The organism is Streptomyces sp. AMJ-169 (assembly GCF_055597585.1).
The window spans coordinates 21,880-41,115 of the sequence record NZ_JBVLTJ010000024.1 but is presented as its reverse complement, the minus strand read 5'-3'; the positions used below and the strand labels follow the sequence as shown (position 1 = coordinate 41,115).

The following is a 19,236-nucleotide window of genomic DNA, read 5'->3' as shown; positions in this document are numbered from 1 at the left end:
ACCGCCCTCAAAGCCGCTTGACCAGCCCCGGGCCTTTTCGCCGTCACGGGACCGTCACGCGTCGTGGAGGATTTCCGAGGTTTCCGAGTCGAGTTCGACGATCAACGCATTCAGATGCAGTTTCTGGTCGAGGCTCAGCGCCAGGACTTTGTCCTGAGCGAGAAACTCCAGGGTCGCGGCGGCGAACCCCCGCGCAACGGCGCCCAGCGCATGGCTCATCGCCTTCCCGGCCGCATCAGGATCGTCCGCATAGTGCAGAGCGATCCCATATGCCTCAGCAGCTCGGGAGACCAAGGCGTTGAACGCCCTGGTGAGTGACCCCGTTCGAGACGTCGTTCGAGACCAGAAGAAAAGAACAAGCTCAGCCGAGAAGGATGCGGTCGATCCATTCGCCGGTGACGGCGGGGTCGTCCTGCCCCACCGTTTTCAGCGGGTCGGGGGCGGAGAGTGTGGCCGCGTGGGCTTTCTCCAGGAGCGGCCGGCAGTCCTCGCCGGAGCCGATGACGACGCCGTCCGGGGTGGTCAGGTCCCACGCGTGTGCGGTGGTGCGCAGCCGCAGCGTCGCTTTCATGTCTGCGCCGAGGAACATGCCCTCGTCCTGGTGGACGACGTCGACGGTCAGGCCCCGGACCTGGCGGCCGTCCCTGCGGGCCGCGCGGATCTCACGGCCCATCAGCGTGAGGCTGTCGGCCGCCGCCCGGATCTGCTCCACGGTGTCCTCGTGGACCCAGTAGACGAGGGGGAACGGGTAGCCGTCCCGGAGCCCGGCGGCGCGCGCCGCGACCATGAGCCGCGGGCTCTTCTCCCCCGCCAGCCAGCTGTGCGTGGCCCTGTACAGGTACAACGCGGTGCCTCCCGGGTCCGGGTCACGGCGCCGCCTCAGCACGAGGTCCCAGTGCTCCATGACGTCCACGATGCCGTTCGCGGACACGGCGTGCAGGTCGGCGGCGACGATCCGCTTGCGCAGGTCGTCGACCAGATACCTTTCCTGTTTCAGCTGCCGTTCCAGCACGGCGACGCGTTCCACGGCGGCCTCCAGCAGCCCCGGGAGGGCGGCGGCGCCTTCGTACTCGTGCTCTTTGCTCTCTTCGTTCATGACCGGGTGTGCTCCTTGGGGTGCGTGGGGGCCGGCGGCGTCGTGCGGCCGGGGCGGGGTCACGGGGCCGCGTCCTTCCCGGCCTGGAGGGCTGTCCACCGCGCGCGGGGCATGCCCGGCGGGCGGCTGCGCTCCAGGCCGGTGCTGCGGGCGGCCTCGGCGGCCCGTGAGGCGGCGTGGGCGGTGGCCTCCCGGGCGTGGTCCAGGGCGAGCCCGACCGCGACCAGGACCGCCGAGGCGAAACGGGGATCGGTGAGATCCGCGCAGGCCGCCACGGCCGCCGGCGGGAACATGATCCGGGGCACCGGCACGGTGAGGACGGCTTCGGCGTGGCCGCGTTCGTGGGGGTCGGCGCCGCCGGTCAGGCGGGGGACGGTGAGGGTGGCGCAGGCGCGGACCTCGCGGTGCAGGGCGCGGCTCTCGGGGTCGTCGGGGTCGGGGCGGGGGTCGCCGGCGCTGATGTCGATGTCGTAGCCGCACCAGAGGTAGCGGGCGCGCAGTGCGGGGTCGAGGCGGACGTCGGCCAGCCGGTGGGGCACGTCGAGCGGGTGCACGCGCCGCAGGCCCGGGAAGGCCGCGGCGAGGGCGCCGGCGGTCTGCCCGGCGGGCGTGGGGGCGGGGGTGAGCACGGGGTCAGCCTCCTGCCGTGCCGGGGCCCGTGGTGCGGGCCTGGTGCCAGGCGGTGAGGTCCCACAGGTCGTAGCGCCGGGCCCCGCCGGCGCCGGTGTCGCGCAGGCCCAGCCAGATCGGCGCGAGCACCGGGTCCTGGAGCGTGCGGACCAGCTCGCCGCGCTGCTTGTGTGCCTCCCCCACGGCCTGTTTCAGCTCGCCCTCCGGGACACCGAGCAGGGGGGCGGCCTCGGTGAGGGAGACGCCGTAGGGGACGTCGTCCTCATAACGGGCGCGCGCGGTCGCGGCGTCGAAGTAGACCTCCCGGTGCTCCCACAGCAGCCGCAGGCTCGCCTCGGCACCGCGGCCCCCGAAACGGGGTTTCTCGGCGGTCGAGGTCGCGACCTCGACCGCCCACAGGTCGACGGGCGTCCCGTCCCGGCGGTGCACGCGGTGCCGGATCAGCTCACAGGTACGGACGGCGGCCGTGATCGCGGTGATACCGGTCTCGTCCTCGCGGGCGGCGACGGTCTCCGTCCCGGCCTCGCCCTGCCACTCCAGCCACGGGCACGCTCCCCCGCCCCCGGCCAACTGCCGTTCCAGCTCCAGCCAGTTGTCGGCGCACCGCAGGACGATGAGGAGTTCGGCGACCGACGGGGTGTAGCGGGTTGGGAGCGTCTCGTGCCAGGCCGCGTACTCCTCCTCCTTCCACGCGGCGGGTGTCCCCCTGGGGGTGCTCACATCGAGGCGGCCGTCGTCCCACACCGCCAGTTGTTTCTTCCCGGTGGCCCATGTGCGGTCGTCGTTCCAGAGCGTCTCGTGCTCCTGGTGGAGGAGGCGGCCGTGGTCGGCGGTGACCGGGAACCGCCAGGTGTCCGGGGCGCCGAGGCAGTCACGGGCGGCAGCCGGGTCGGTGAAATAGGAGGGGCCGCTGGTACGGCGGAGTTCGTCCGCCCGCTCGATGCTCATCCTCGTGTAGTGGAGACGGCGGGTGGTCAGGTGGTCCCGTCCCCAGGGGATGATCCGGGTCGCGTCGTCGGGGATGCCGTCGGGGACGGTCGGGCGGGTGATCTCGTACACCGGGGATGCCTCCACGGGGTGAGAAAAGGGGCGGACCGCCCCCTTCGGGAACGGGTCCGGCTGACGGAACGGGCCAGCCCCCGCGGTGCGGGGCCGGGATGCACTGCGCGCCCTGTACGGCGGCGGGCACGAAGGACATCTCCGCGCGGTGCGGAGACGACGGAGGGGGCCGTCAGCAGCCCCGCAGGCGCGGGGATCACTCCAAGGGCGGCAGCGGGAAACAGATGCCCGCTGCGGGCCACCCCGCATCAGAGCGGGAGAGCCCCAGTCTAGGAGCGCGGGCGGGCCGGTGTCAGGGAGACGGGTCCGGTACCGGCCTCTGCCGGAGGCGGCCGATAGCGTCTGCCGCATGGGAATGCATTTCACGACCGCCGTCGTGCCTTCGTCCAGGTCCCGCGCGAAGGCGGGGTGGGTGCGGGCGTGGAAAGCCGTTCATCCACAGGACCCCACCTCACGGGCCGCCGCCCTGGCCGGTCCGGGCGACCTTCCCGGTCCGGCTGTCTCGTATCGGCCAGGGGAAGGGCCGGAAACCACCGCGTCCCGCCGGACCACGATGGGGAGAAATGACCCGTCACATACTCGGAGTAACAAGGGGGTCACGTGGGGTGGAAAGACTCGTTCACGGAGGCGATGAACGAACTGGGGGCGATACGGAAGCAGTTGGACGACCCGGCAGTCGGGTTGACCGCCCTGCACAGGGATCTCACCCAACGCCATGTGAAGGTCCTGGAAGCCGTCCAGGGCGGCGTCACCGGCCTGCGCGAGGAGAACCGCGAGCTGCGCCGCCGCCAGGAACGGATGATCAGCGACCTGAGCGACACCCGGACCGAGCTGCGTGAGCGCTTGGACGCCGCTGCCGCCCTCCGCAGCCCCGCACCGGCCGCCGAGGAGAGCGCCCCCGCCGACCCCCCGGGAGGAGCTCCGCCGACCGCGCCCCGGACGGACCCCGCCGCCGAGCAGCACCTGACCACGTCCGACACCGTCGTCCAGGGGGAACCCGTGGAGCACAGCACGCAGCCGCAGCCCGAGAATCCCCAGGACGGCCAGGAGGACTCCGTCCTGAAGAACGCCATCGAGAACGCCTACCAGGGCACCGCCGTACCTGCCGAACGGACGGCCGACACCGGTCCGCCGCCCGCCGCCGACACAGCGGTCAGCCCCCAAGTCGCCCATGGCGTCCTACTCCTCACGGCCGCCGGCCTCGCCTCCTCCGAGGTGACCGTGCACCGGGACACCTGGGAATGGCTGTCCGCCCTGGCCTGCGGGCACCCCCACTTCCGCACCCCGCCGGCCGTCGAAGCCCTCAAGGACGGCCGCGAGGGCCGTATCCGGACCGTCCTGTCCGGACGCTCCCTCATCGCCCTGCTGATCGAACTGTGGAACACCCGCTCCAGCGCCGACGCGATGACCGTCGAGTGGGCGCTGGCCTCGACGACCTACACCCGTATCGCCCGCGCCCTCTCCACCGTCACCCGGCAGGGCGAGACGGTCCGCATCTTCCTGGACGACGGCCTCGCCACCAGGGAAGACCCTGCGGAACGCGGCACTGAGGGCACTGCAACTACTGAGATGCAGTAGCCGCAGCGCCCTCGGGCGATGCAGAGTCAGCCGGCCGCCCGCGTGTCGGTGTACGCCCTGATCCGGCGGACGTCGCCGCGCATCAGGGCAGCGAGACTCTGGCCCGCCCACAGTGCGATCACCAGCACCAGCTCCCGTACATCCTCGACCTCGCGCCCCTCGCGGACGTACGCCAGATAGGCGGCGCCGATCCGCCGGAGCCGGTCGACGTCGCGGGGGCTTCCGGGGCGCGCGTCCCCGGTGTCCACGATCGCCGAGAGGATCTCGACGGCGGTGGGACCGGCCGGGTGCGGGTGGCGCTGCTGCACCTGGCTCGCCCGGTCGCCGTGCTCGATGAGCCAGGCGTCCAGCCGGGCACGGTCCCGTCCGTGCTGCTCGTGGAGGTAGGCGCCGAGGTCAACCGCCAGCCACTCGATCAGGGAGAGGCCCTCCACCCGCAGGGTGCCCTCGCCCTGCCAGTGCTCCAGGGCGGCGGTGAGCCCGTCGTGCATCGCCCAGTCGGCCGGCGGCGGGCCGTCCCCCCGGTGGACGGCCTCCCCGAGGGCGGCCGTCCGGATCAGTCCGTACGCGGTGCCGCGCGGCTGCGGCGGGGGCGGCGGCGCGGCGGGCCGGCGCGTCCGCTTCGCGGGGCGCTGACGCCGGGTCACCGGGCCGCTCCCGCCAGGACGTCGTCCTCGTCGTCCTGGTCCTGGTCGTCTTCGTCGATGTCGCCGAAGAAGTCTTCCTCGACGTCGCCGAGGAAATTGGGGTGCCGGGTCCCGGCGTAGGGGACGACGGTCGCGGGCCCGCTCCATGCCATCGGGTCGTCCTCCTCCCGTCGGCGCACCTCGCCCCACGGCAGGTCCGGCAGCCTGACGGTGGCCTCGTACCCCAGTTCACAGGCGTCGCACTCGTAGGTGTCGCACCAGAGGGTCACCTCCCACAGGCCCCCTGGGTGACGGTCGACGTGGACCAGACGCCCGGCGCACCGGTCGCCGCCGAACTCCTGGACGCACCGCTCACCCTGCTTGCAGGAGGTCCCGGAGCAGCGGCACGGCAGGCATCCGTCCGCCCGGGGACGCCATACCGCCTCCGCGCGCGCCCGCAGCTCCGGACCCGCGCCCTCGGGGAGCGCCCGCACGCCGAGTTCCTCAGCGGTGATCCCCTCAGCCTCGGCGGCCTCAGCCTCGGTGGGGACGAGGACGTACGCGACGGCGGCCGGAGCCCCGGAGGAGGCGGTCGGGGAGGCGGGAACCGTTGCGGAGTCCGCGCGGACCCGGCGCAGCGCCTCCTGGTAGTCGATCCCGGCAGAGCGCTTGAGTTCCCACGCCCGCTGCTGCTCGGTGCTGCGTTTCGGCATGACGTCTCCGTTTCCCTTGCCCGGACCGGTGCTCACGCCACCGCCCGGGCATCCCGGACGGATCGTCAGATGGGTGTCGTACGGCCGGCATCCCGCAGGACCTGCGTACCGCGTCGGTGCCACGCGGCGTGAGCGCGCGGACAGCGGCAAGGGCGTGGCCGCGCCCAAGTCAATGCGGACCACGATAGCGGGCCCCCGGAACGCTGTCCGGCGTTCCGGGGGGCGATCACCCGCCCTGGCAAGGGTTTTGACGCAAGGGCGGGGTCGCGCCCAGGGCTACGCCGAGGCGGCTGCTTCCTGTTCGGCGATGTAGCGGCGGGAACATTCGGCGTTCGCGTCGGCCAGCAAGGCCGCCAAGCGGTAGAGGTCGCCGAGCTCGGAGGTGCTGGTGGAGGTCACGTTCAGGACCTCGCGCACGTTGGTGAGCGATCCCCAGATACTGAAGGCGGCCGGGCTGCGGGTACAGCCGTGGTAGGTACCCCGGTGGAGCTGTCCCAGCTCAAGGCGGGCTCGTTCGAGCCGGGGAATGTCAGCGGTCGGGTTCTTCGCGACCCGCTGGTTCGTGATGACGTCGTTCAGGATCCGGCGCATCGCGGGATAGACCGCGTTCCACTGGTCGGCGATTTGCTGGGCCCGAGCGGCCTCGGTGTAGGGGGTGGTCACATCGTGGGCGGTGAGCATGGCGATTTCCTCTCGCGCGGAAGAAGAAAAGTCCTGTTCAGTGCCCCATGGAGGCGATGCGCGCCATGTGTCCTTGGAAGATCAGGTCCAGAATCCTGCCGCTCGCCCCGTTGCGGTTTTTAGCAATAATTGCCTCAATTTGTCCCGCTTTGGGTCCCGTGTCGGTGCCGTCCTCCGCGAGGTCGCGGTGGAGCAGCACGATGATGTTGGAGTCCTGTTCGATCGCGCTGCTCTCCTTGAAGTCGGTGACGAGCGGTCGGCGTCCGGCGCTGCCCCGGTTGAACTGTGCGAGGGCGACCACCGGGACCTTGAATTCCATGGCGAGGAGCTTGAGTCCGCGGCTGATGTCGGCGACCTCCTGGGCGCGGTTGGTGTTCTTTCCGCTGCCCTCGGGTGTCATCAGCTGGAGGTAGTCGGCGACGACGATCGCGGGGGCCTGGCCCCGGGCGCTCATCCACCGCATCCTCGCCCGGATCTTCGACAGCGACAGGCTCGCGCTGTCGTCGAGAACGAAGTTGTGCGCGTTGGAGAGCCGGTCGGAGACCTTGGCGATGCGCTTCCAGTCCTGGTCGGTGAGCTTGCGGCGCACCAGGCTGTCCAGGTTGACGCTAGCTTCGGCGGCGGTGAGCCGGGCCATGAGTTCACTGCCCCCCATCTCCATGCTGGCGACGAGTGCCGGCTTGTTGTACTTGAGGGCGACGTGGGCGGCGAGGTTCATGCCGAACAGGGACTTGCCGCCGGCCGTGGCCGCGCCCACGGTGATCAGCTGGCCGGGTTTGAGCTGGATCACTTCGTTGACGTCAGGCCAGGGGGTGTCCAGGGCGTCCGGGTCGGCCCCGGTCTCCAACTCGTCGATGAAGTCCTGCCAGCGGTCGGCGACGGAGAGCTTCGGCGCCGTCTCGACGGTTCCGGTCGAGGCGGCCTGGACCTGGGCGATGGCGTCCTGGACGATCTCCTCGGCGGGCTGGGTCTGGGCGTACGCCATCGCGGCCATGCGGGTGCCCGCCTCGATGACCTTCCGCAACGACGCGCGCTCGCGGACGATCTCGGCGTAGTAGGCGCCGTTCGCCGCTGTCGGGACGGCCTGCACCAAGGTGTGGAGGTAGGAGGCACCGCCGATCTTGTTGAGGTCGCCGGTCCTGGTGAGTTCGGCGGCGACCGTGATGGGGTCGATCCTCGGCTGACCGGCGCTGGCACCGTACATGTCGAGGATGGTGCGGTAGATCGTCTCGTGCGAGGGCCGGTAGAAGTCCTGCGGGCCGCGCAGGATCGAGGAGATCTCGTTGATGGCCTGCGGGGCCATGGCCTGAGAGGTCAGCAGCATGGCGCCGAGGACGGCCTGTTCGGCCTCATTGTCATGCGGCGGGACGCGGTTGAACGTGCCGTCGTCCGCCGGGGACTCGGTGTTGTCCGGGAGTTCTGCAATGCTCATGGGGAAGCTCCTGTTCTCGGAGTTTTCAAGCGGCGGCCGGTCCTGGCAAGGTCTTCCGGCCGCCGCCGTGTTGATCAGGCGGCCCCTGAAGGGGTCTGAGTGCCCCTCAGCGTGCCGCCGGGAGGCTCCCGGGTCTCCCTGGTCGCCGATGACCGTTCAGGCCGTCACGCGGCCGTACATGATCTTCGGGTCAGGCCCCGGCGGCGGCACGCTGTCGGGTGGAGGCCGGGTGACATTCGGGGCAGGGCGAGGCAATCCGCCAGCCCTGGTCGTTTTCGGTGGTCCGAATCCGGGTGATCTCATCGCAGTCCAGGTCACCGCAGTACTCAGGCAGGCCGAGAGACAGCTCCCTGGAAGCAGCAGCCTGGGTCGGCAAGGCAGCGGTCGCAGCGGCACGGTGACGCCGGACCAGGTTCTCGATCCGCGTCTTGAGCGCGCCCTGGGGGTTGTTCGGCCGCTGCCCCTTGGTCAGTTCAACGACCAGGTCGTCGTCGAGTTCCCATCCCTGGGCCTTGGCGCTGTCCACCAGCAACGGCGCGTACCGCTTCGCCGTCGGCCGTCCCACGGCCCACGGCGCGGGCATCTCCTGGAGGAACTCCTCAGCGGCGGAGAGTGCCTCGGCGTCGGACGACGCTTCCGCCTCCTCCTCCCCCCGCGCAGCGGGGTCGGTGTGACCGGAGAGACCAGCGGGAGCGGTGAGGGGGTTGGGGGTGGTGGTATCCACCACCACCAGGGGGGGTGTGGGGGGGAAACCGCCATTGGAGGCACATGGCGCGACCTGTGGTTTTGCCTCATCCACCATGTGTGGTGATTCACCATGTGCGGTCATTGGAGGCACATGGCGCGACCTGCGGTTTTCCGTTTTGTCCCCGCCCGTCGACCTCCACATGCCTTCAATGGAGGCATGTGGTGTGACCTGCGGTTTCGCCTCATCCTCGAAGACGACCTCGATCTGCTCCTGCGGCGGCCCCGGGCGCCTGGAGATCTCGTAGCGCATCCCGATGAGCCGTCCCTTCTCACCCTTGACGCGGTACGCGCGGATGTACCCGGCCTTGCGGATCAGCGCGAGTTCGCGGCGCACGGCGTCCTCGCCCAGCGGCTTGCCGTTCGCCGACTTCCAGCCCATCGCGCGGAACCAGCCGACGAGTTCGGGGACGTCGAAGTTCTCACCCGGCGGCATGAACCACAGGGCCTGGAGCGCAGCGATCGTCAACGGCTGCCAGCCGTGCCCGAAGAACGTCTCCTCGGTGATCGTGACCGAGGGCTCCGGCTCGATCCGCCGTACCCACGTCTCGCGGGGACGCTGCTCTGTCATCGGGCCACCCCCTCAGCGGTGTTCACGGCCGAGGCAGCGGCGGTGTTCTGGGGCGCGAGATCGCCCTGGCGGGAGGGAGCGGTACGAGTCATGGCCGCCACCCTGCGGTGATTCCCCTGTGGACACGGTCCGGCTCTGCCGTCGGTAGCGGGGTGCGGGGTGGGGGACATCGCGAGAGCGAGTCCGGGGGGGTGGTGCATGAGGTGCGATCTCTCCCAATCGGGGTAGAGAGCCGCACGCCGGGGCAGCATCAGATGGCCGGGCGAGTCCACGATGGTGCTGCGTAGACCTGGTGTCGCCCGCTACTCTGGTCCGTGGTGACCGGGCCCTTCGGGGTAGGGCGCCCGGCATACCGCCGACGTACGACCCAGTCTCTGTCTGGCTTGGGTGCCAGGGGCTGAGTCAAAAGCAGTGAGTTCGAGGGCCGTCCTGCTCCAACAGGGCGGCCCTCGGGCGTTATGGGGCGCGCGCGTTCACTGCGATCATCGTGAAACCCTCCCGCTGGTTGGGGAAACCAGCGTTGAGCTGGCAAAAGTCGATGTACTTGGCGATCCTGCCGGACCCCGGGCGGGCGGTGTACCGGGTTTCCGCTGCCGGTACACCGAGGGCTCGCCCTCCGGGAAAAAACCTGCGGAACCGTCCCGCTGGGCGGGCGGCGCAGGGTCGGCGTGACGCCACTTTGCGGGCCATCATCCTCCTTCCCCGCGCCGGATGTGGGTCAGAGAGACGAGAGCGGAGTGTTGACGGTTGCCGCTCCCGTGACGATCGGTGGAAGGTCGGGGTGGGCGACGACCGTGGCGGGCCGCTGGGCCATCCAGCCGGAGAGGCGATGGGCCGGGGCTTCGGTCCGCACGTGCTGGAACCCCTGTTCCAGGTAGTACTCCTGGAGTCGGGTGTTCGTGCGCCAGCAGTCGAGGCGTACCCAGGGCAGCCGGCGTTCGCGGGCGATCGAGCCGACCCAGTCGAGGATGCGGCCCCCCAGTTGCAGGCCGGCCGCCTCGCGGGCGGTGATCAGCTTGGCGACGTACACGGCGGCCTCCGGGACGTCGGACGTCCGCCAGAAGTCGCGGTCGGCACGCGCGAGGGTCACTGTCCCGAGGACGTCCCTGCGGTTGTTCTCGACGACCCAGGTCCGGCCCGCAGCGATGTCGTCCCGCCATTTCGCGAGGGCGCGGTCGCGGAACCCCTCGCTGCGCCACTGGTCGATGCCGGCGGCGGCGAGCCACTCCTCGGCCTCGACGCGCAGTCCCATCAGGGCCGCCTCGTCGTTGCTGGAGGCGTGACGGATGGTCATCTTCTGATTCTTCACGGTCAGACATCCATCTCGTACACGAGCGTGTTGAGGTGGCCAGGCGCCACAGTGACCATCACGCGCACCGGCTTGCGGTCCTCTCCGTACCCGATGCGTGTGTGCCGGATGACGGGCGTCCCGACCCCTTCGGGGAGTTCGAGCCGCTCGACCTCGACGGGCGATGCGGGCGGCCAGCACCTTATTTCGTCGCGGAGGGCGACCTGCGGGTGCCCGATGAACGCCAGGACCCCGCCGGGCCTGGTCACGTCCTCCTCCTCCATCAAGGGCGTGTTCAGGGCGATGTCGGTCGGGAACCAGCTGTCGGCCAGCTGATACGGCTGGTTGTCGACCCGGCGCACGCGGCGCCGCGCCACCACGAAGGTGCCGGACTTGACCATCAGCCATTCCGCGACATCGGCGGGCGCCGGCTCGACCGTCACCCGGGGGGTGTCCTGCGTGGCGATGCGCCCCTGCTCCTCAGCAGCGGCCTTCCAGTCGTCCCGGCCGGTGTCCTGGTCGTCGCGGCGACTCCCGCGCTCAAACCGGTGCAGATGCCACTCAAGTGGCCTGATGGAGCGGACGAACACGCCCTTGCCCTGCCGTGCTTCGAGCCGTCCGCTGGCCTTCATCAGCGAGATGACGCGGTAGACCGTCTTCTCGCTGACGCCGTACCGGCTCGACAGGTCGCGGGTGCTGGGCAGCTGGTCCCCGGGCCGCAGTTCGCCGGAGACGATCTGCCCCTCCAGGTCGTCCACGATCTCGCGGACCGGCGGTGACTTCATCCTTGGTGGCATGCCCGGCAGAGTAGCCCAACTTCCGGTCGGAAGTCAGGACGAGAATTCTCAACTTCAGGTCTGAAGCCCTCCCAGTCCTTGCCGCTGGCTGCGCTTTTCTCCGAATAATCCTTATTTCTTGGCCTGTTGAGACTCCCCAAACTTCGTGTCTGAAGTTCTTGACGACCTTGACGCCCGGAGGCTACTGTCTGTGTCGCGCCAACTTCTGACACGAAGTTGAGTGCCGGGTCTCGGCCCGTGCGCTCCCGGCGTAGGCGTGCCGAATGTGCGGCGTCAGAACCAGGCCCTTGACGGGGCTGAAGCTGGCTGGCCGTCCGTTCCTTCTCAACTGCATAGAGAGATCCCGGAGCCACGACTAGCCGGCGCCCCCGAGCACGAGACCTGCGGAGGGGAGCTACGAGGTGAGTCCTCTGGTCACCCGGGTTCAGGCAACTGCGACAAGCCAGCCCTGCCGACGCGAGCTAGACACGAACCTTTTCCGGGCCGCCTTCACGGGCGGCCCGTGATCCGAACGCGCGGTGAGACAAGGGCGAATATCGCGGGCCCCGTTGGAACGACGACCGGTTCGAGTCCGGTCCGGGGCGCTCCGGGTGACTGCCCGGGAAACGGCGACAGCCCCAGGGATCGCACCCCCGGGGCTGTCCAGGACCTACGCGGAGGACCTGTGGACAACAGCATGACACGCACCAAACCCCTGGTGTCGGCCGACGGCGACCCCTTGTACAGCGCCGACGCCGCGCACTGGCCCAGCATCGTGGAGCGGCGGGCCAGGCTCACGGTGGAGGACGCCGAGCGGATCGCCGACGGGAGCATGTGGCGGTGCGGCGGTGACTGCAATGGCCGTTGAGCTGCGGGAGTCGGTGGCGGGGCAGATCGGCCCGCGCCGTCGCGGCACGCTCTACCAGGACCGCGCCGGCGTCCGGTGGGAAGTCCTCGCTGTGGTGACCCGGCCGCTTGAGGCGGCGCGGCTGCTGCGCCGCGAGGGCGCGCGGTGGGCGCTGGTCGTGAGGGATGTACGGCGCGCCGAGTCGGAGCCGGTCGCGATCGAGTCGGCCTGGACCGACGGCGACCATCTGCTGCGCGAGGGCGCGTCGGCCTGGACCGGCGCCGCCTGACGATCCGCCACGGTCCCCCTCCCGTGCCGCTGCCCGTGCGGCGGGGTGGGAGGCGGGCCGTGGCCGGCCGTCCGGCCGGACGAAACGAGCGACAGCCCCGGAAGGTGAGAGCTCCGGGGCTGTCCGGTCAACGGACCTGTAAGGAGAGCCCCTTGACCACGAAGATCATGACACGTACCCGCCCGGTCCCGGGCCGGGAGGCCGACCAGCGGCTGGGCGCGCACCTCCTGGACGTCGTCCGCCGCCAGGACGCGGCCGTCCCCGCCGGTCGGCGGGCGCGGCGGACCCTCGCGGAGATGGCGCCCGGCTACGAGCGCCCGCCGCTGCTGACCCTGCACCGGCCGGTGATGGCCGACGACGCCTGCGTGATGTGCGGGAGGTGGAGCTGCACCGGGGCCGACTGCCCGCCGGGAGCGGCGCCCGCCCCGGCCGCCGCCCCGGCCGCCGCCGGGCAGGAGGCCGCCGCGTGATCACCACCACCCGACTCGACGAGGACGGGCACCGGGAACTGAGCGACAAGGTCCGCGAGGTCAACAAGCGGTCCGAGCAGCGCCCCCGGTGACACCCCAAAACCCCCTGAACGGAAGGAAATTGAGCATGGGACTGCCCCCGTGGCTGCGTGACCGCCTGACCCCTGCCCGGCCCACCGCCCGGTCGGCCACCCGGCCGCCGGACATGTGGCAGGGAGAGGCCCTGCCGCCGCGCGGTCTCGTCATGGAGGACATCCACTGGCGGATCTACGACCAGCGGAACGGTGAGTTGCTGGGCTTCGGCGACTCGAACTCGTTGCAGTCGGTCGCGCTCGACGTGCTCCGCACCCAGAAAGAGCACCCCAGGGCCTGTCTGAGGGTCGTGCGGGTGGACGGCCCCGCCTACTGACCCGGCGCCCCGGGGGGTGGAGCGGCCGGTCCCGTCGCGCGGGAGACGCGCGCGGATCACCGCTCCACCCCGTGGCACCGATCCCGGCCGGCCGCCCCGAACCGGCGGCCGGCCGGGCTCACTTGCAGAGAGAGGAGTCTCAATGACGAAGTCAAGCCGCCTGCGTGACCGGCGGGGCGGAGGTGAAGACTCGCCCGTCACGCAGCAAAGCCCACAAGACACTGGCTCGTCGGCGGGCGAGAGCGATGACAGCCTGAACGTGTTTGCAGCCTTCGCCGCGCTTCTTGAGGTAGAAGTCCCGGTTCGGGCCTTCGCGGATGATGCTGGTCTGCGCGGACAGGTAGAAGACCCTGCGCAGGCGGCGGCTGTAACGCTTGGGCCGGTGCAGGTTGCCGGTCCGGCGTCCGGAGTCGCGTGGGACGGGTACCAGTCCGGCCGCGGAGGCGAGGTGACCGGCGTCTGCGTAGGACGACAGGTCACCGGCCGCAACGACGAACTCAGCTCCGAGTATCGGGCCCAGCCCGGGCATCGACTCGATGATCTCCGCCTGCGGGTGGCTGCGGAACGTCTCACGGATCTGCTTGTCCATCCGCTTGAGCCGGTCGTCCAGGGCCAGGATCTGCTCGGCCAGTTCGGCGACGATCTGCCCGGCGACATCCTCACCGGGCAGCACGGTCTGCTGGGCTTGAGCGGCTTCAAGCGCGGCCTGGGCGACCGCGTCGGCGCCGCGAACACCACGGTTGGCCAGCCAGGCCGTCAGCCTCGCCCGGCCTCGCCGGCGGATGGCGGCCGGGGTCTGGTAGCCCGTGAGCAGGACCAGTGCGCCCTTGTGCGAGCTGTAGTCGAAGGCCCGCTCCAGCGCGGGGAAGATGCCGGTCAGGACGTCGCGCAGACGGTTGATCATCCGTACTCGGTCTGCTACCAGGTCCGATCGGTGGGCGGTCAGCAGTGCCAGGTCGGCGGCCAGCTGGGCTGGTACCTCGATGTTGGCGAAGTCGTTACGGTGGCGGGTGGTCTCGGCGATGACGTAGGCGTCCCGGGCGTCGGTCTTCGCCTCGCCCCGGTAGGCGCCCGACATGCGGTTGACCGTCCGGCCGGGCACGTAAACAGCTCTCTGGCCGTGGGCCGCGAGCAGCGCGAGCAGCAGCGCGGAGGACGTGCCGGAGATGTCCACCGCCCAGCGGACCTCGTCCGCCAGGTCGAGGATCTCGCCGAGCGCGGCCAGGATGGCCGACTCGTCATTGTCGATCTTCTTCGACCACAGAGTCACGCCGGTCTCATCAACCACCGCTCCCCAGTGGTGACCCTTGCCGGCATCGATACCAGCCCAGACCTGGGCCTTCCGCTTACTCATTCGCCTCTCCTCGCACCATCCGGTATGCCGTGGGCCCGAGGAACACCCCGCTGTCGTCTCCGTAATCAGCGACCGCTCGAAGCGCGCACATCTCAATCAGCAGCCAGGGCGCCCCGGAGAGCCGGGCGGCCACTCCTCTGAAGCCACTGAAGGCAAGACACGATCAGCCACACCCGGCCCTCCCGGGCCGCCTAACAACTTACGGAGAACACGATGAGCGAGAAGACGGAGAAGCTCGCGGAGCGGTACCGGGAGGCGGTGCTGGCCGTCCTCGGGGTGATCACCCTGGGCGTGGCCGTGCTGTCGGTCCACGTCAGCTACACCGTCCTGAGCCCACACTTCGGGTGGTGGGCGGTGCCGGTCGTGGGTGCGCTGGACACCCTGTGGCTCGTGATGCAGGCGACGGAGGCCCTGGCGGGCAACAACCGCTCCCGCGCGTGGCGGGTGATGACCGCCGGGCTGGTCCTGACGGCCGTCAACGCCGCGATCCCGACGGCGGACCTGATCCTGTCCGGCGCGGGCGCGGACATGGCGGTGGTCCTCACCCCGGTCGCGATCGTCATGACCAAGGGGGCGTGGTGGATCGTGCTCCCCGCGCTGGGGCGTGCGACGTCGTCGCAGACGCGCCAGCGCATCGCGCAAGAGCGGCAGAAGACCGCCGACCGCCTGGAGGAGATGGCGGCCAAGGCCGCGAACCGGATCGAGTTCCTGACCGTCGCCGCCGACCTGGAACGCCGGGTGGACGCAGCCCAGACCGCCTACCGCAAGGAGCGGCTGAAGATCCAGCAGAAGACGGTCGAGGTGTTGCACGCGCAGGCGCAGACGACCGCGGCGACGGTCGCGGAGAAGGTGCTGCCGGCCTCGGTGACCGCGATCGTCCTGCCGGAGATCGACACGTGGACCCCGGCCGCCCCGGCCCTGCCCGGCACACCCGGGCGTGCCGCCGCCGCTCTGCCCGGCACGGGCGGCCACGACGGAGTCACGCAGGTCAGCGCACTGCCGGAGGGGTCCGCAACGGACGCCGTCACACCCGGCGGCACACGGGCGTCACGCCCGGCGGCACACGACACCGAGCTGGAGGAACTGGCGGCCGTCGCGGGTGTGCCGGTCCCGCAGCCCGGCACACCGCTGGCCGACGAACAGATCGACGTCGTCCTGCGCCGCCTGCGCTACCACGACGACCCGCCGATGTCCTACCGCCAGGCGCGCGACGAGTTCCGCGCCGCCGGCTACACGGGCAGTGAGAAGCGGATCAGGGAGGCGTGGAGCGCGCTGATGGCGAAGGAGGGCGTCTCCGTCCGGTCCGAGACCGCCGAGGCGGCCGAGGACGCCGACGCGGAAGAGGAGTCCGAGGGCGCCTGACGGCCCGTGTCCCGGCACCACCAGTGAGGGCCAGCCCCGTGTGGGCTGGCCCTTGCTGCGACTGCCGGATCACCGCAGTCGACGGTGGCGCAGACCCGGCGAGTGACCTGGTGAGCGGACGGAGCGTTCGCAGACCCAGGGAGCAGACCCGGCGAGCACCGCTGCTAAACCCGCAAGTTTTCGGAACAACCGTTCGGTTATGCTCGCGTGCCTGCGTGCCTAAAAGATCAGCAAAGGGAGGGAATGTGGGGAGGAAAACCGCAGCCAGGGGCCGGGACGACACCGGTGAGGACATGTACGGGCAGACGGCCGGCGCGATCGGCGCCCTGGTCACCGTGTTCGCGGTCCTCGCGGCCGTCAAGGACAAGCTCGGCCTGGGGTGGCCCGCGACGGTGCTGCTCACCGCCGGGATCCTGGTCCTGCTGGGCTACGCCGCCTGGAGGGCCAAGACCGCTCTGAAGCGGCTGTGGGCGGGCGGCGAGGACAAGCCCGCCGCAGTGGCGCTGAAGCAGGAGGCGGCCGGGAAGAGCAGCGAAGAGCCTGAGGCGGTTCCGGCGCACCCGGAGCTGACCGAGGCCCTACGCACGGCCCAGGTCATCGGGCGCGACGAGGTGGTGCGCGCCGACGAGGCCACGGTCAAGCTCCTGCCGCCCGTCGGCAGGATGTACGACTTCCTCGTGCCCAAGGGCCGCACCTACCAGCACGTCGAGAAGAAGCTGGGCGCCGTCGCCGGCATGTTCGGCGTCACCCGCCTTCACCTGAAGCTCGAACGCTCCCGCGACAACGAGCGCCGGGTGCAGCTGCTGGTCCTCAACGAGCCCCCGTTCACCCAGCCGTTCGCGCCGCCGACCCGGACGGAGATCGAGGAATTCGACGGGGTCCCCTTCGGGCACGAAGTCACCGGCCAGCTCGCCGGAGTAAAAACGTTCGACAAGGCGTCGATGCTGGTCGGCGGAATGACACAGATGGGCAAGACCACTCTGGTCAACGGCCTCATCACATGCCTTCTGATCGCCTACGGCGAATTCGACCTCTACCTGCTCGACGGAAAACACTGCGGGCTGACCAGGTTCGCACCGATCGCCGTGCGCTACGAGGCGTCGGACGAACCGGCTGTCATGGATAATCTCCTCGACGAACTGAACGGAAAGGTCACGGCCCGTTACACCGAGATCCAGGACGCCATCCGGAACCGCAAACCAGCTCCGATATTCCGGCCGGTTTTCTTCATCGTCGACGAAGCGGCCGATTTCTTCTCCGACGACGGGACACCCGCAGGGAAGGAAATGGCCCGCAGGGTCGCCGAGAAAGCACGTTCCCTGGTGGCGAAGGCGCTGGAGTCCGGAATCGGCGTGGTGATGCTCACGCAGCGCCCGGCCAATGACGCGATTCCGGTGATGGTCCGGGACCAGTTCCTCTACCGGCTGAGCCTGTACGTGGCGTCCGAAGGCACCGCGAAAGTCGTCCTCGGTGACACGTATTTCGAAACCGTGGCCCCGATCAGTCCCTCTCTTCTGGACTCGACCATCAAGGGACAGGGCGTTCTGTTCGCTCACGGCGTCTCCACTCTCGTCCGGGGATTCAATTTCCCTGACCAGTTCATCTGGGATGTCGTGGACGATGTTCAGAAGCGGCAGGAGAAGCAGATCGAGGCGATTCCTGTTTCCCCACTGAAACAGGCGGTCGACGTGCTGCGGGACAAGGGAGTCGATTTCATGGCGACTCCCGATCTCGCGGCGGCCCTCGGAATTCTCGGGGACGACGCGACCGATACCGGAAAGAAGCTCACCAGGCTTCTCGGCGTTCCGGCCGGCCGGGTGAAGGGCGTGCGCGGCTACGAGCTCGCCGCTCTCACAGCGGCCCTGATGTCCGGTTCGTGACCGTCGCCGGGACCGTCCGGGCACCGTCCGGAAGACGGTCGGCCGCCGGTCACCACCGTCCGCCGGACGGTGCCCGGACGGTCCTGTGACGGTCCCCGATGACGGTCCTGACCAGTGAAAACGATCAAAAACAGGGAAGGAGGGGAAAACGGCGTTGCGAGCCACCACCATCGCCACGATCGGCGTGGGAGCCACTGCGGCCGTCGTCGTGGCGGCCCTCGTGCAGACGGCCGGCGACGACCCCGCGGGAGCGGCGCTCAGCCTGTCCGTCCCCGCCGAGTACCGGTCCCTGATCGAGGAGGCGGGAAAAACCTGCCCCGAGGTCACACCGAATCTGATCGCTGCACTCCTCACGCAGGAATCCAATTTCAACCCGAAAGCCCGGTCGCCCGTGGGAGCTGAGGGGATCGCGCAGTTCATGCCCGCGACCTGGGAAGCCCACGGGGTCGACGGGAACGGCGACGGAAAACGCGATGTCTGGGACCCCGAGGACGCGATTCCCTCGGCCGCCGGATATCTCTGCTCCATCGCCAGGGACGTGAAAGATGTTCCGGGCGACCGGCAGAGCAATATGCTGGCCGCCTACAACGCGGGGAGCGGCGCCGTAAAGAAGTACGGCGGCGTCCCCCCGTACAAGGAGACACAGAATTATGTCCAGTCGATAAAGTTCCTCGCCAGCCAGGCGTCCGGCGGGAAAACGGCGAGTACGTCGCAGGGCGTGACCGCCATCAATGCCGCCCAGGAGATGATCGGCAAGCCCTATTCGTGGGGCGGGGGGAACGCGTCCGGTCCCAGTACGGGGATATGCTGCTCGCCCAACGGGAGTTCCGGGCAGACGATCACCGGGTTCGACTGTTCCGGACTCACCCTCTACGCCTACGCGAAAGCCGGTATTTTCCTCCCCCGGACCGCCGCCCAGCAGTACGTGGCGTCGGAACCGGTCCGGCCCGGCGACATGCGCCCCGGCGATCTCGTTTTCTACGGTGCCAGTGCCGCGGCCATCCATCACGTCGCCATCTACATCGGCGGCGGCTGGATGATCGAGGCTCCCCGGCCCGGCATCAGTGTCCGTTATTCACCGCTCAATTCGATGACCGATCTGTTCGGCGTCGCGCGGCCCGTTCCCCGTAACAGCAAGGAGGCATGAAAATGTCCAAGTCCCCGATCCAGCTCGCCAAGGCTGTCGACATGTCCGGCGGTTTCAAAGACTTTTTCGACACCATCGGACTGACCGGCGGCGGCCTGGTCGTCAAGGGCATCGCTGCCGTGATCGCGGTCATCGCTCTGCGGATGCTGTTCACCCTGTCGAACAACCCCAAGGAGTCCCTGCGGCGGGGGTCGATGGCGGTCGGCACCCTGTTCGTCGCCGTCGTCCTGGCTCTCTACGGTGACACTTTGTTCTCGACCGTCACGTCGGTCAAGGGCTGATCC

At 69.8% G+C, this 19,236-nt stretch carries 21 protein-coding genes; 9 read left to right on the top strand and 12 right to left on the bottom strand.

The window, feature by feature from the left end; genetic code table 11:
- Window positions 1–54 precede the first annotated feature (54 nt).
- From ACYUD3_RS36515 to ACYUD3_RS36500, 4 genes are all read right to left on the bottom strand, one after another.
- Window positions 55–219 (bottom strand): hypothetical protein, encoded by a 165-nt coding sequence (locus ACYUD3_RS36515; RefSeq protein WP_470980121.1) that lies wholly within the window; start codon window positions 217–219, stop codon window positions 55–57.
- 142 nt (window positions 220–361) lie between these two features.
- On the bottom strand, window positions 362–1,096 hold the full coding sequence (locus ACYUD3_RS36510; protein WP_470980119.1) for a hypothetical protein: 735 nt from the start codon (window positions 1,094–1,096) through the stop codon (window positions 362–364).
- Window positions 1,097–1,155: 59 nt separating this feature from the next.
- Entirely contained in the window at window positions 1,156–1,725 is a 570-nt protein-coding gene (locus ACYUD3_RS36505; RefSeq protein WP_470980116.1) for a hypothetical protein, read from the bottom strand.
- A 4-nt stretch (window positions 1,726–1,729) separates the two neighbouring features.
- Window positions 1,730–2,800, bottom strand: a complete 1,071-nt coding sequence (locus tag ACYUD3_RS36500) for a hypothetical protein (protein WP_470980113.1) — start codon at window positions 2,798–2,800, stop codon at window positions 1,730–1,732.
- A 585-nt stretch (window positions 2,801–3,385) separates the two neighbouring features.
- Between ACYUD3_RS36500 and ACYUD3_RS36495 the strand changes: the two genes are divergently transcribed.
- On the top strand, window positions 3,386–4,363 hold the full coding sequence (locus tag ACYUD3_RS36495; protein ID WP_470980110.1) for a hypothetical protein: 978 nt from the start codon (window positions 3,386–3,388) through the stop codon (window positions 4,361–4,363).
- 26 nt (window positions 4,364–4,389) lie between these two features.
- On the opposite strand, the gene ACYUD3_RS36490 is transcribed toward ACYUD3_RS36495, so the two are convergent.
- The 7 genes from ACYUD3_RS36490 to ACYUD3_RS36460 all read right to left on the bottom strand — a co-directional run bounded on the left by ACYUD3_RS36490 (window position 4,390) and on the right by ACYUD3_RS36460 (window position 11,215).
- Complete coding sequence (locus tag ACYUD3_RS36490; RefSeq protein ID WP_470980107.1) at window positions 4,390–5,010, bottom strand: hypothetical protein; 621 nt, start codon at window positions 5,008–5,010, stop codon at window positions 4,390–4,392.
- The gene (locus ACYUD3_RS36485) at window positions 5,007–5,702 is read right to left on the bottom strand and encodes a hypothetical protein (RefSeq protein WP_470980104.1); all 696 of its coding nucleotides are present in this window, start codon (window positions 5,700–5,702) and stop codon (window positions 5,007–5,009) included. The genes ACYUD3_RS36490 and ACYUD3_RS36485 overlap by 4 nt, the downstream gene beginning before the upstream one ends.
- A gap of 276 nt (window positions 5,703–5,978) precedes the next feature.
- On the bottom strand, window positions 5,979–6,383 hold the full coding sequence (locus ACYUD3_RS36480) for a hypothetical protein (protein WP_470980102.1): 405 nt from the start codon (window positions 6,381–6,383) through the stop codon (window positions 5,979–5,981).
- 37 nt (window positions 6,384–6,420) lie between these two features.
- Window positions 6,421–7,815, bottom strand: coding sequence for a replicative DNA helicase (locus ACYUD3_RS36475; protein WP_470980099.1), 1,395 nt, complete (start codon window positions 7,813–7,815; stop codon window positions 6,421–6,423).
- Between the two features lie 190 nt (window positions 7,816–8,005).
- A complete protein-coding gene (locus tag ACYUD3_RS36470) occupies window positions 8,006–9,130 on the bottom strand; it encodes a hypothetical protein (protein WP_470980096.1) in 1,125 nt (374 codons plus the stop codon).
- Window positions 9,131–9,848: 718 nt separating this feature from the next.
- Window positions 9,849–10,424 carry a GNAT family N-acetyltransferase gene (locus tag ACYUD3_RS36465; protein WP_470980093.1) on the bottom strand — a complete coding sequence of 192 codons (576 nt, stop codon included), beginning with the start codon at window positions 10,422–10,424 and terminating at the stop codon, window positions 9,849–9,851.
- 17 nt (window positions 10,425–10,441) lie between these two features.
- Complete coding sequence (locus ACYUD3_RS36460; RefSeq protein ID WP_470980090.1) at window positions 10,442–11,215, bottom strand: GntR family transcriptional regulator; 774 nt, start codon at window positions 11,213–11,215, stop codon at window positions 10,442–10,444.
- A gap of 676 nt (window positions 11,216–11,891) precedes the next feature.
- Between ACYUD3_RS36460 and ACYUD3_RS36455 the strand changes: the two genes are divergently transcribed.
- The 4 genes from ACYUD3_RS36455 (at window position 11,892) to ACYUD3_RS36440 (ending at window position 13,209) form a co-directional block, all read left to right on the top strand.
- Entirely contained in the window at window positions 11,892–12,062 is a 171-nt protein-coding gene (locus ACYUD3_RS36455; RefSeq protein WP_470980087.1) for a hypothetical protein, read from the top strand.
- Window positions 12,052–12,330 carry a hypothetical protein gene (locus ACYUD3_RS36450; RefSeq protein ID WP_470980084.1) on the top strand — a complete coding sequence of 93 codons (279 nt, stop codon included), beginning with the start codon at window positions 12,052–12,054 and terminating at the stop codon, window positions 12,328–12,330. Before ACYUD3_RS36455 ends, ACYUD3_RS36450 begins: the two co-directional genes overlap by 11 nt.
- Before the next feature lie 152 nt (window positions 12,331–12,482).
- Window positions 12,483–12,800, top strand: coding sequence for a hypothetical protein (locus ACYUD3_RS36445; protein ID WP_470980082.1), 318 nt, complete (start codon window positions 12,483–12,485; stop codon window positions 12,798–12,800).
- 127 nt (window positions 12,801–12,927) lie between these two features.
- On the top strand, window positions 12,928–13,209 hold the full coding sequence (locus tag ACYUD3_RS36440) for a hypothetical protein (RefSeq protein WP_470980079.1): 282 nt from the start codon (window positions 12,928–12,930) through the stop codon (window positions 13,207–13,209).
- A gap of 151 nt (window positions 13,210–13,360) precedes the next feature.
- Here ACYUD3_RS36440 and ACYUD3_RS36435 read toward each other — a convergent pair whose 3' ends face one another.
- The gene (locus tag ACYUD3_RS36435) at window positions 13,361–14,563 is read right to left on the bottom strand and encodes an IS110 family RNA-guided transposase (protein ID WP_470980076.1); all 1,203 of its coding nucleotides are present in this window, start codon (window positions 14,561–14,563) and stop codon (window positions 13,361–13,363) included.
- 213 nt (window positions 14,564–14,776) lie between these two features.
- Here ACYUD3_RS36435 and ACYUD3_RS36430 point away from each other — a divergent pair, with 213 nt between their 5' ends.
- The 4 genes from ACYUD3_RS36430 to ACYUD3_RS36415 all read left to right on the top strand — a co-directional run bounded on the left by ACYUD3_RS36430 (window position 14,777) and on the right by ACYUD3_RS36415 (window position 19,233).
- The gene (locus tag ACYUD3_RS36430; protein WP_470980073.1) at window positions 14,777–15,925 is read left to right on the top strand and encodes a hypothetical protein; all 1,149 of its coding nucleotides are present in this window, start codon (window positions 14,777–14,779) and stop codon (window positions 15,923–15,925) included.
- A 293-nt stretch (window positions 15,926–16,218) separates the two neighbouring features.
- On the top strand, window positions 16,219–17,805 hold the full coding sequence (locus ACYUD3_RS36425; RefSeq protein WP_470980070.1) for an FtsK/SpoIIIE domain-containing protein: 1,587 nt from the start codon (window positions 16,219–16,221) through the stop codon (window positions 17,803–17,805).
- Window positions 17,806–17,959: 154 nt separating this feature from the next.
- Window positions 17,960–18,952 (top strand): C40 family peptidase, encoded by a 993-nt coding sequence (locus tag ACYUD3_RS36420; RefSeq protein WP_470980068.1) that lies wholly within the window; start codon window positions 17,960–17,962, stop codon window positions 18,950–18,952.
- A 2-nt stretch (window positions 18,953–18,954) separates the two neighbouring features.
- On the top strand, window positions 18,955–19,233 hold the full coding sequence (locus ACYUD3_RS36415; RefSeq protein ID WP_470980065.1) for a hypothetical protein: 279 nt from the start codon (window positions 18,955–18,957) through the stop codon (window positions 19,231–19,233).
- Window positions 19,234–19,236 lie beyond the last annotated feature (3 nt).

Bases quoted from the DNA above. Each gene is read 5' to 3' on its own strand.
- ACYUD3_RS36475 (WP_470980099.1), bottom strand. From the start codon at position 7,815: ATGAGCATTGCAGAACTCCCGGACAACACCGAGTCCCCGGCGGACGAC.
- ACYUD3_RS36510 (WP_470980119.1), bottom strand. From the start codon at position 1,096: ATGAACGAAGAGAGCAAAGAGCACGAGTACGAAGGCGCCGCCGCCCTC.
- ACYUD3_RS36480 (WP_470980102.1), bottom strand. From the start codon at position 6,383: ATGCTCACCGCCCACGATGTGACCACCCCCTACACCGAGGCCGCTCGG.
- ACYUD3_RS36450 (WP_470980084.1), top strand. From the start codon at position 12,052: ATGGCCGTTGAGCTGCGGGAGTCGGTGGCGGGGCAGATCGGCCCGCGC.
- ACYUD3_RS36435 (WP_470980076.1), bottom strand. From the start codon at position 14,563: ATGAGTAAGCGGAAGGCCCAGGTCTGGGCTGGTATCGATGCCGGCAAG.
- ACYUD3_RS36425 (WP_470980070.1), top strand. From the start codon at position 16,219: ATGTACGGGCAGACGGCCGGCGCGATCGGCGCCCTGGTCACCGTGTTC.
- ACYUD3_RS36455 (WP_470980087.1), top strand. From the start codon at position 11,892: ATGACACGCACCAAACCCCTGGTGTCGGCCGACGGCGACCCCTTGTAC.
- ACYUD3_RS36430 (WP_470980073.1), top strand. From the start codon at position 14,777: ATGAGCGAGAAGACGGAGAAGCTCGCGGAGCGGTACCGGGAGGCGGTG.
- ACYUD3_RS36465 (WP_470980093.1), bottom strand. From the start codon at position 10,424: ATGACCATCCGTCACGCCTCCAGCAACGACGAGGCGGCCCTGATGGGA.
- ACYUD3_RS36415 (WP_470980065.1), top strand. From the start codon at position 18,955: ATGTCCAAGTCCCCGATCCAGCTCGCCAAGGCTGTCGACATGTCCGGC.
- ACYUD3_RS36485 (WP_470980104.1), bottom strand. From the start codon at position 5,702: ATGCCGAAACGCAGCACCGAGCAGCAGCGGGCGTGGGAACTCAAGCGC.
- ACYUD3_RS36515 (WP_470980121.1), bottom strand. From the start codon at position 219: ATGAGCCATGCGCTGGGCGCCGTTGCGCGGGGGTTCGCCGCCGCGACC.
- ACYUD3_RS36460 (WP_470980090.1), bottom strand. From the start codon at position 11,215: ATGCCACCAAGGATGAAGTCACCGCCGGTCCGCGAGATCGTGGACGAC.
- ACYUD3_RS36470 (WP_470980096.1), bottom strand. From the start codon at position 9,130: ATGACAGAGCAGCGTCCCCGCGAGACGTGGGTACGGCGGATCGAGCCG.
- ACYUD3_RS36440 (WP_470980079.1), top strand. From the start codon at position 12,928: ATGGGACTGCCCCCGTGGCTGCGTGACCGCCTGACCCCTGCCCGGCCC.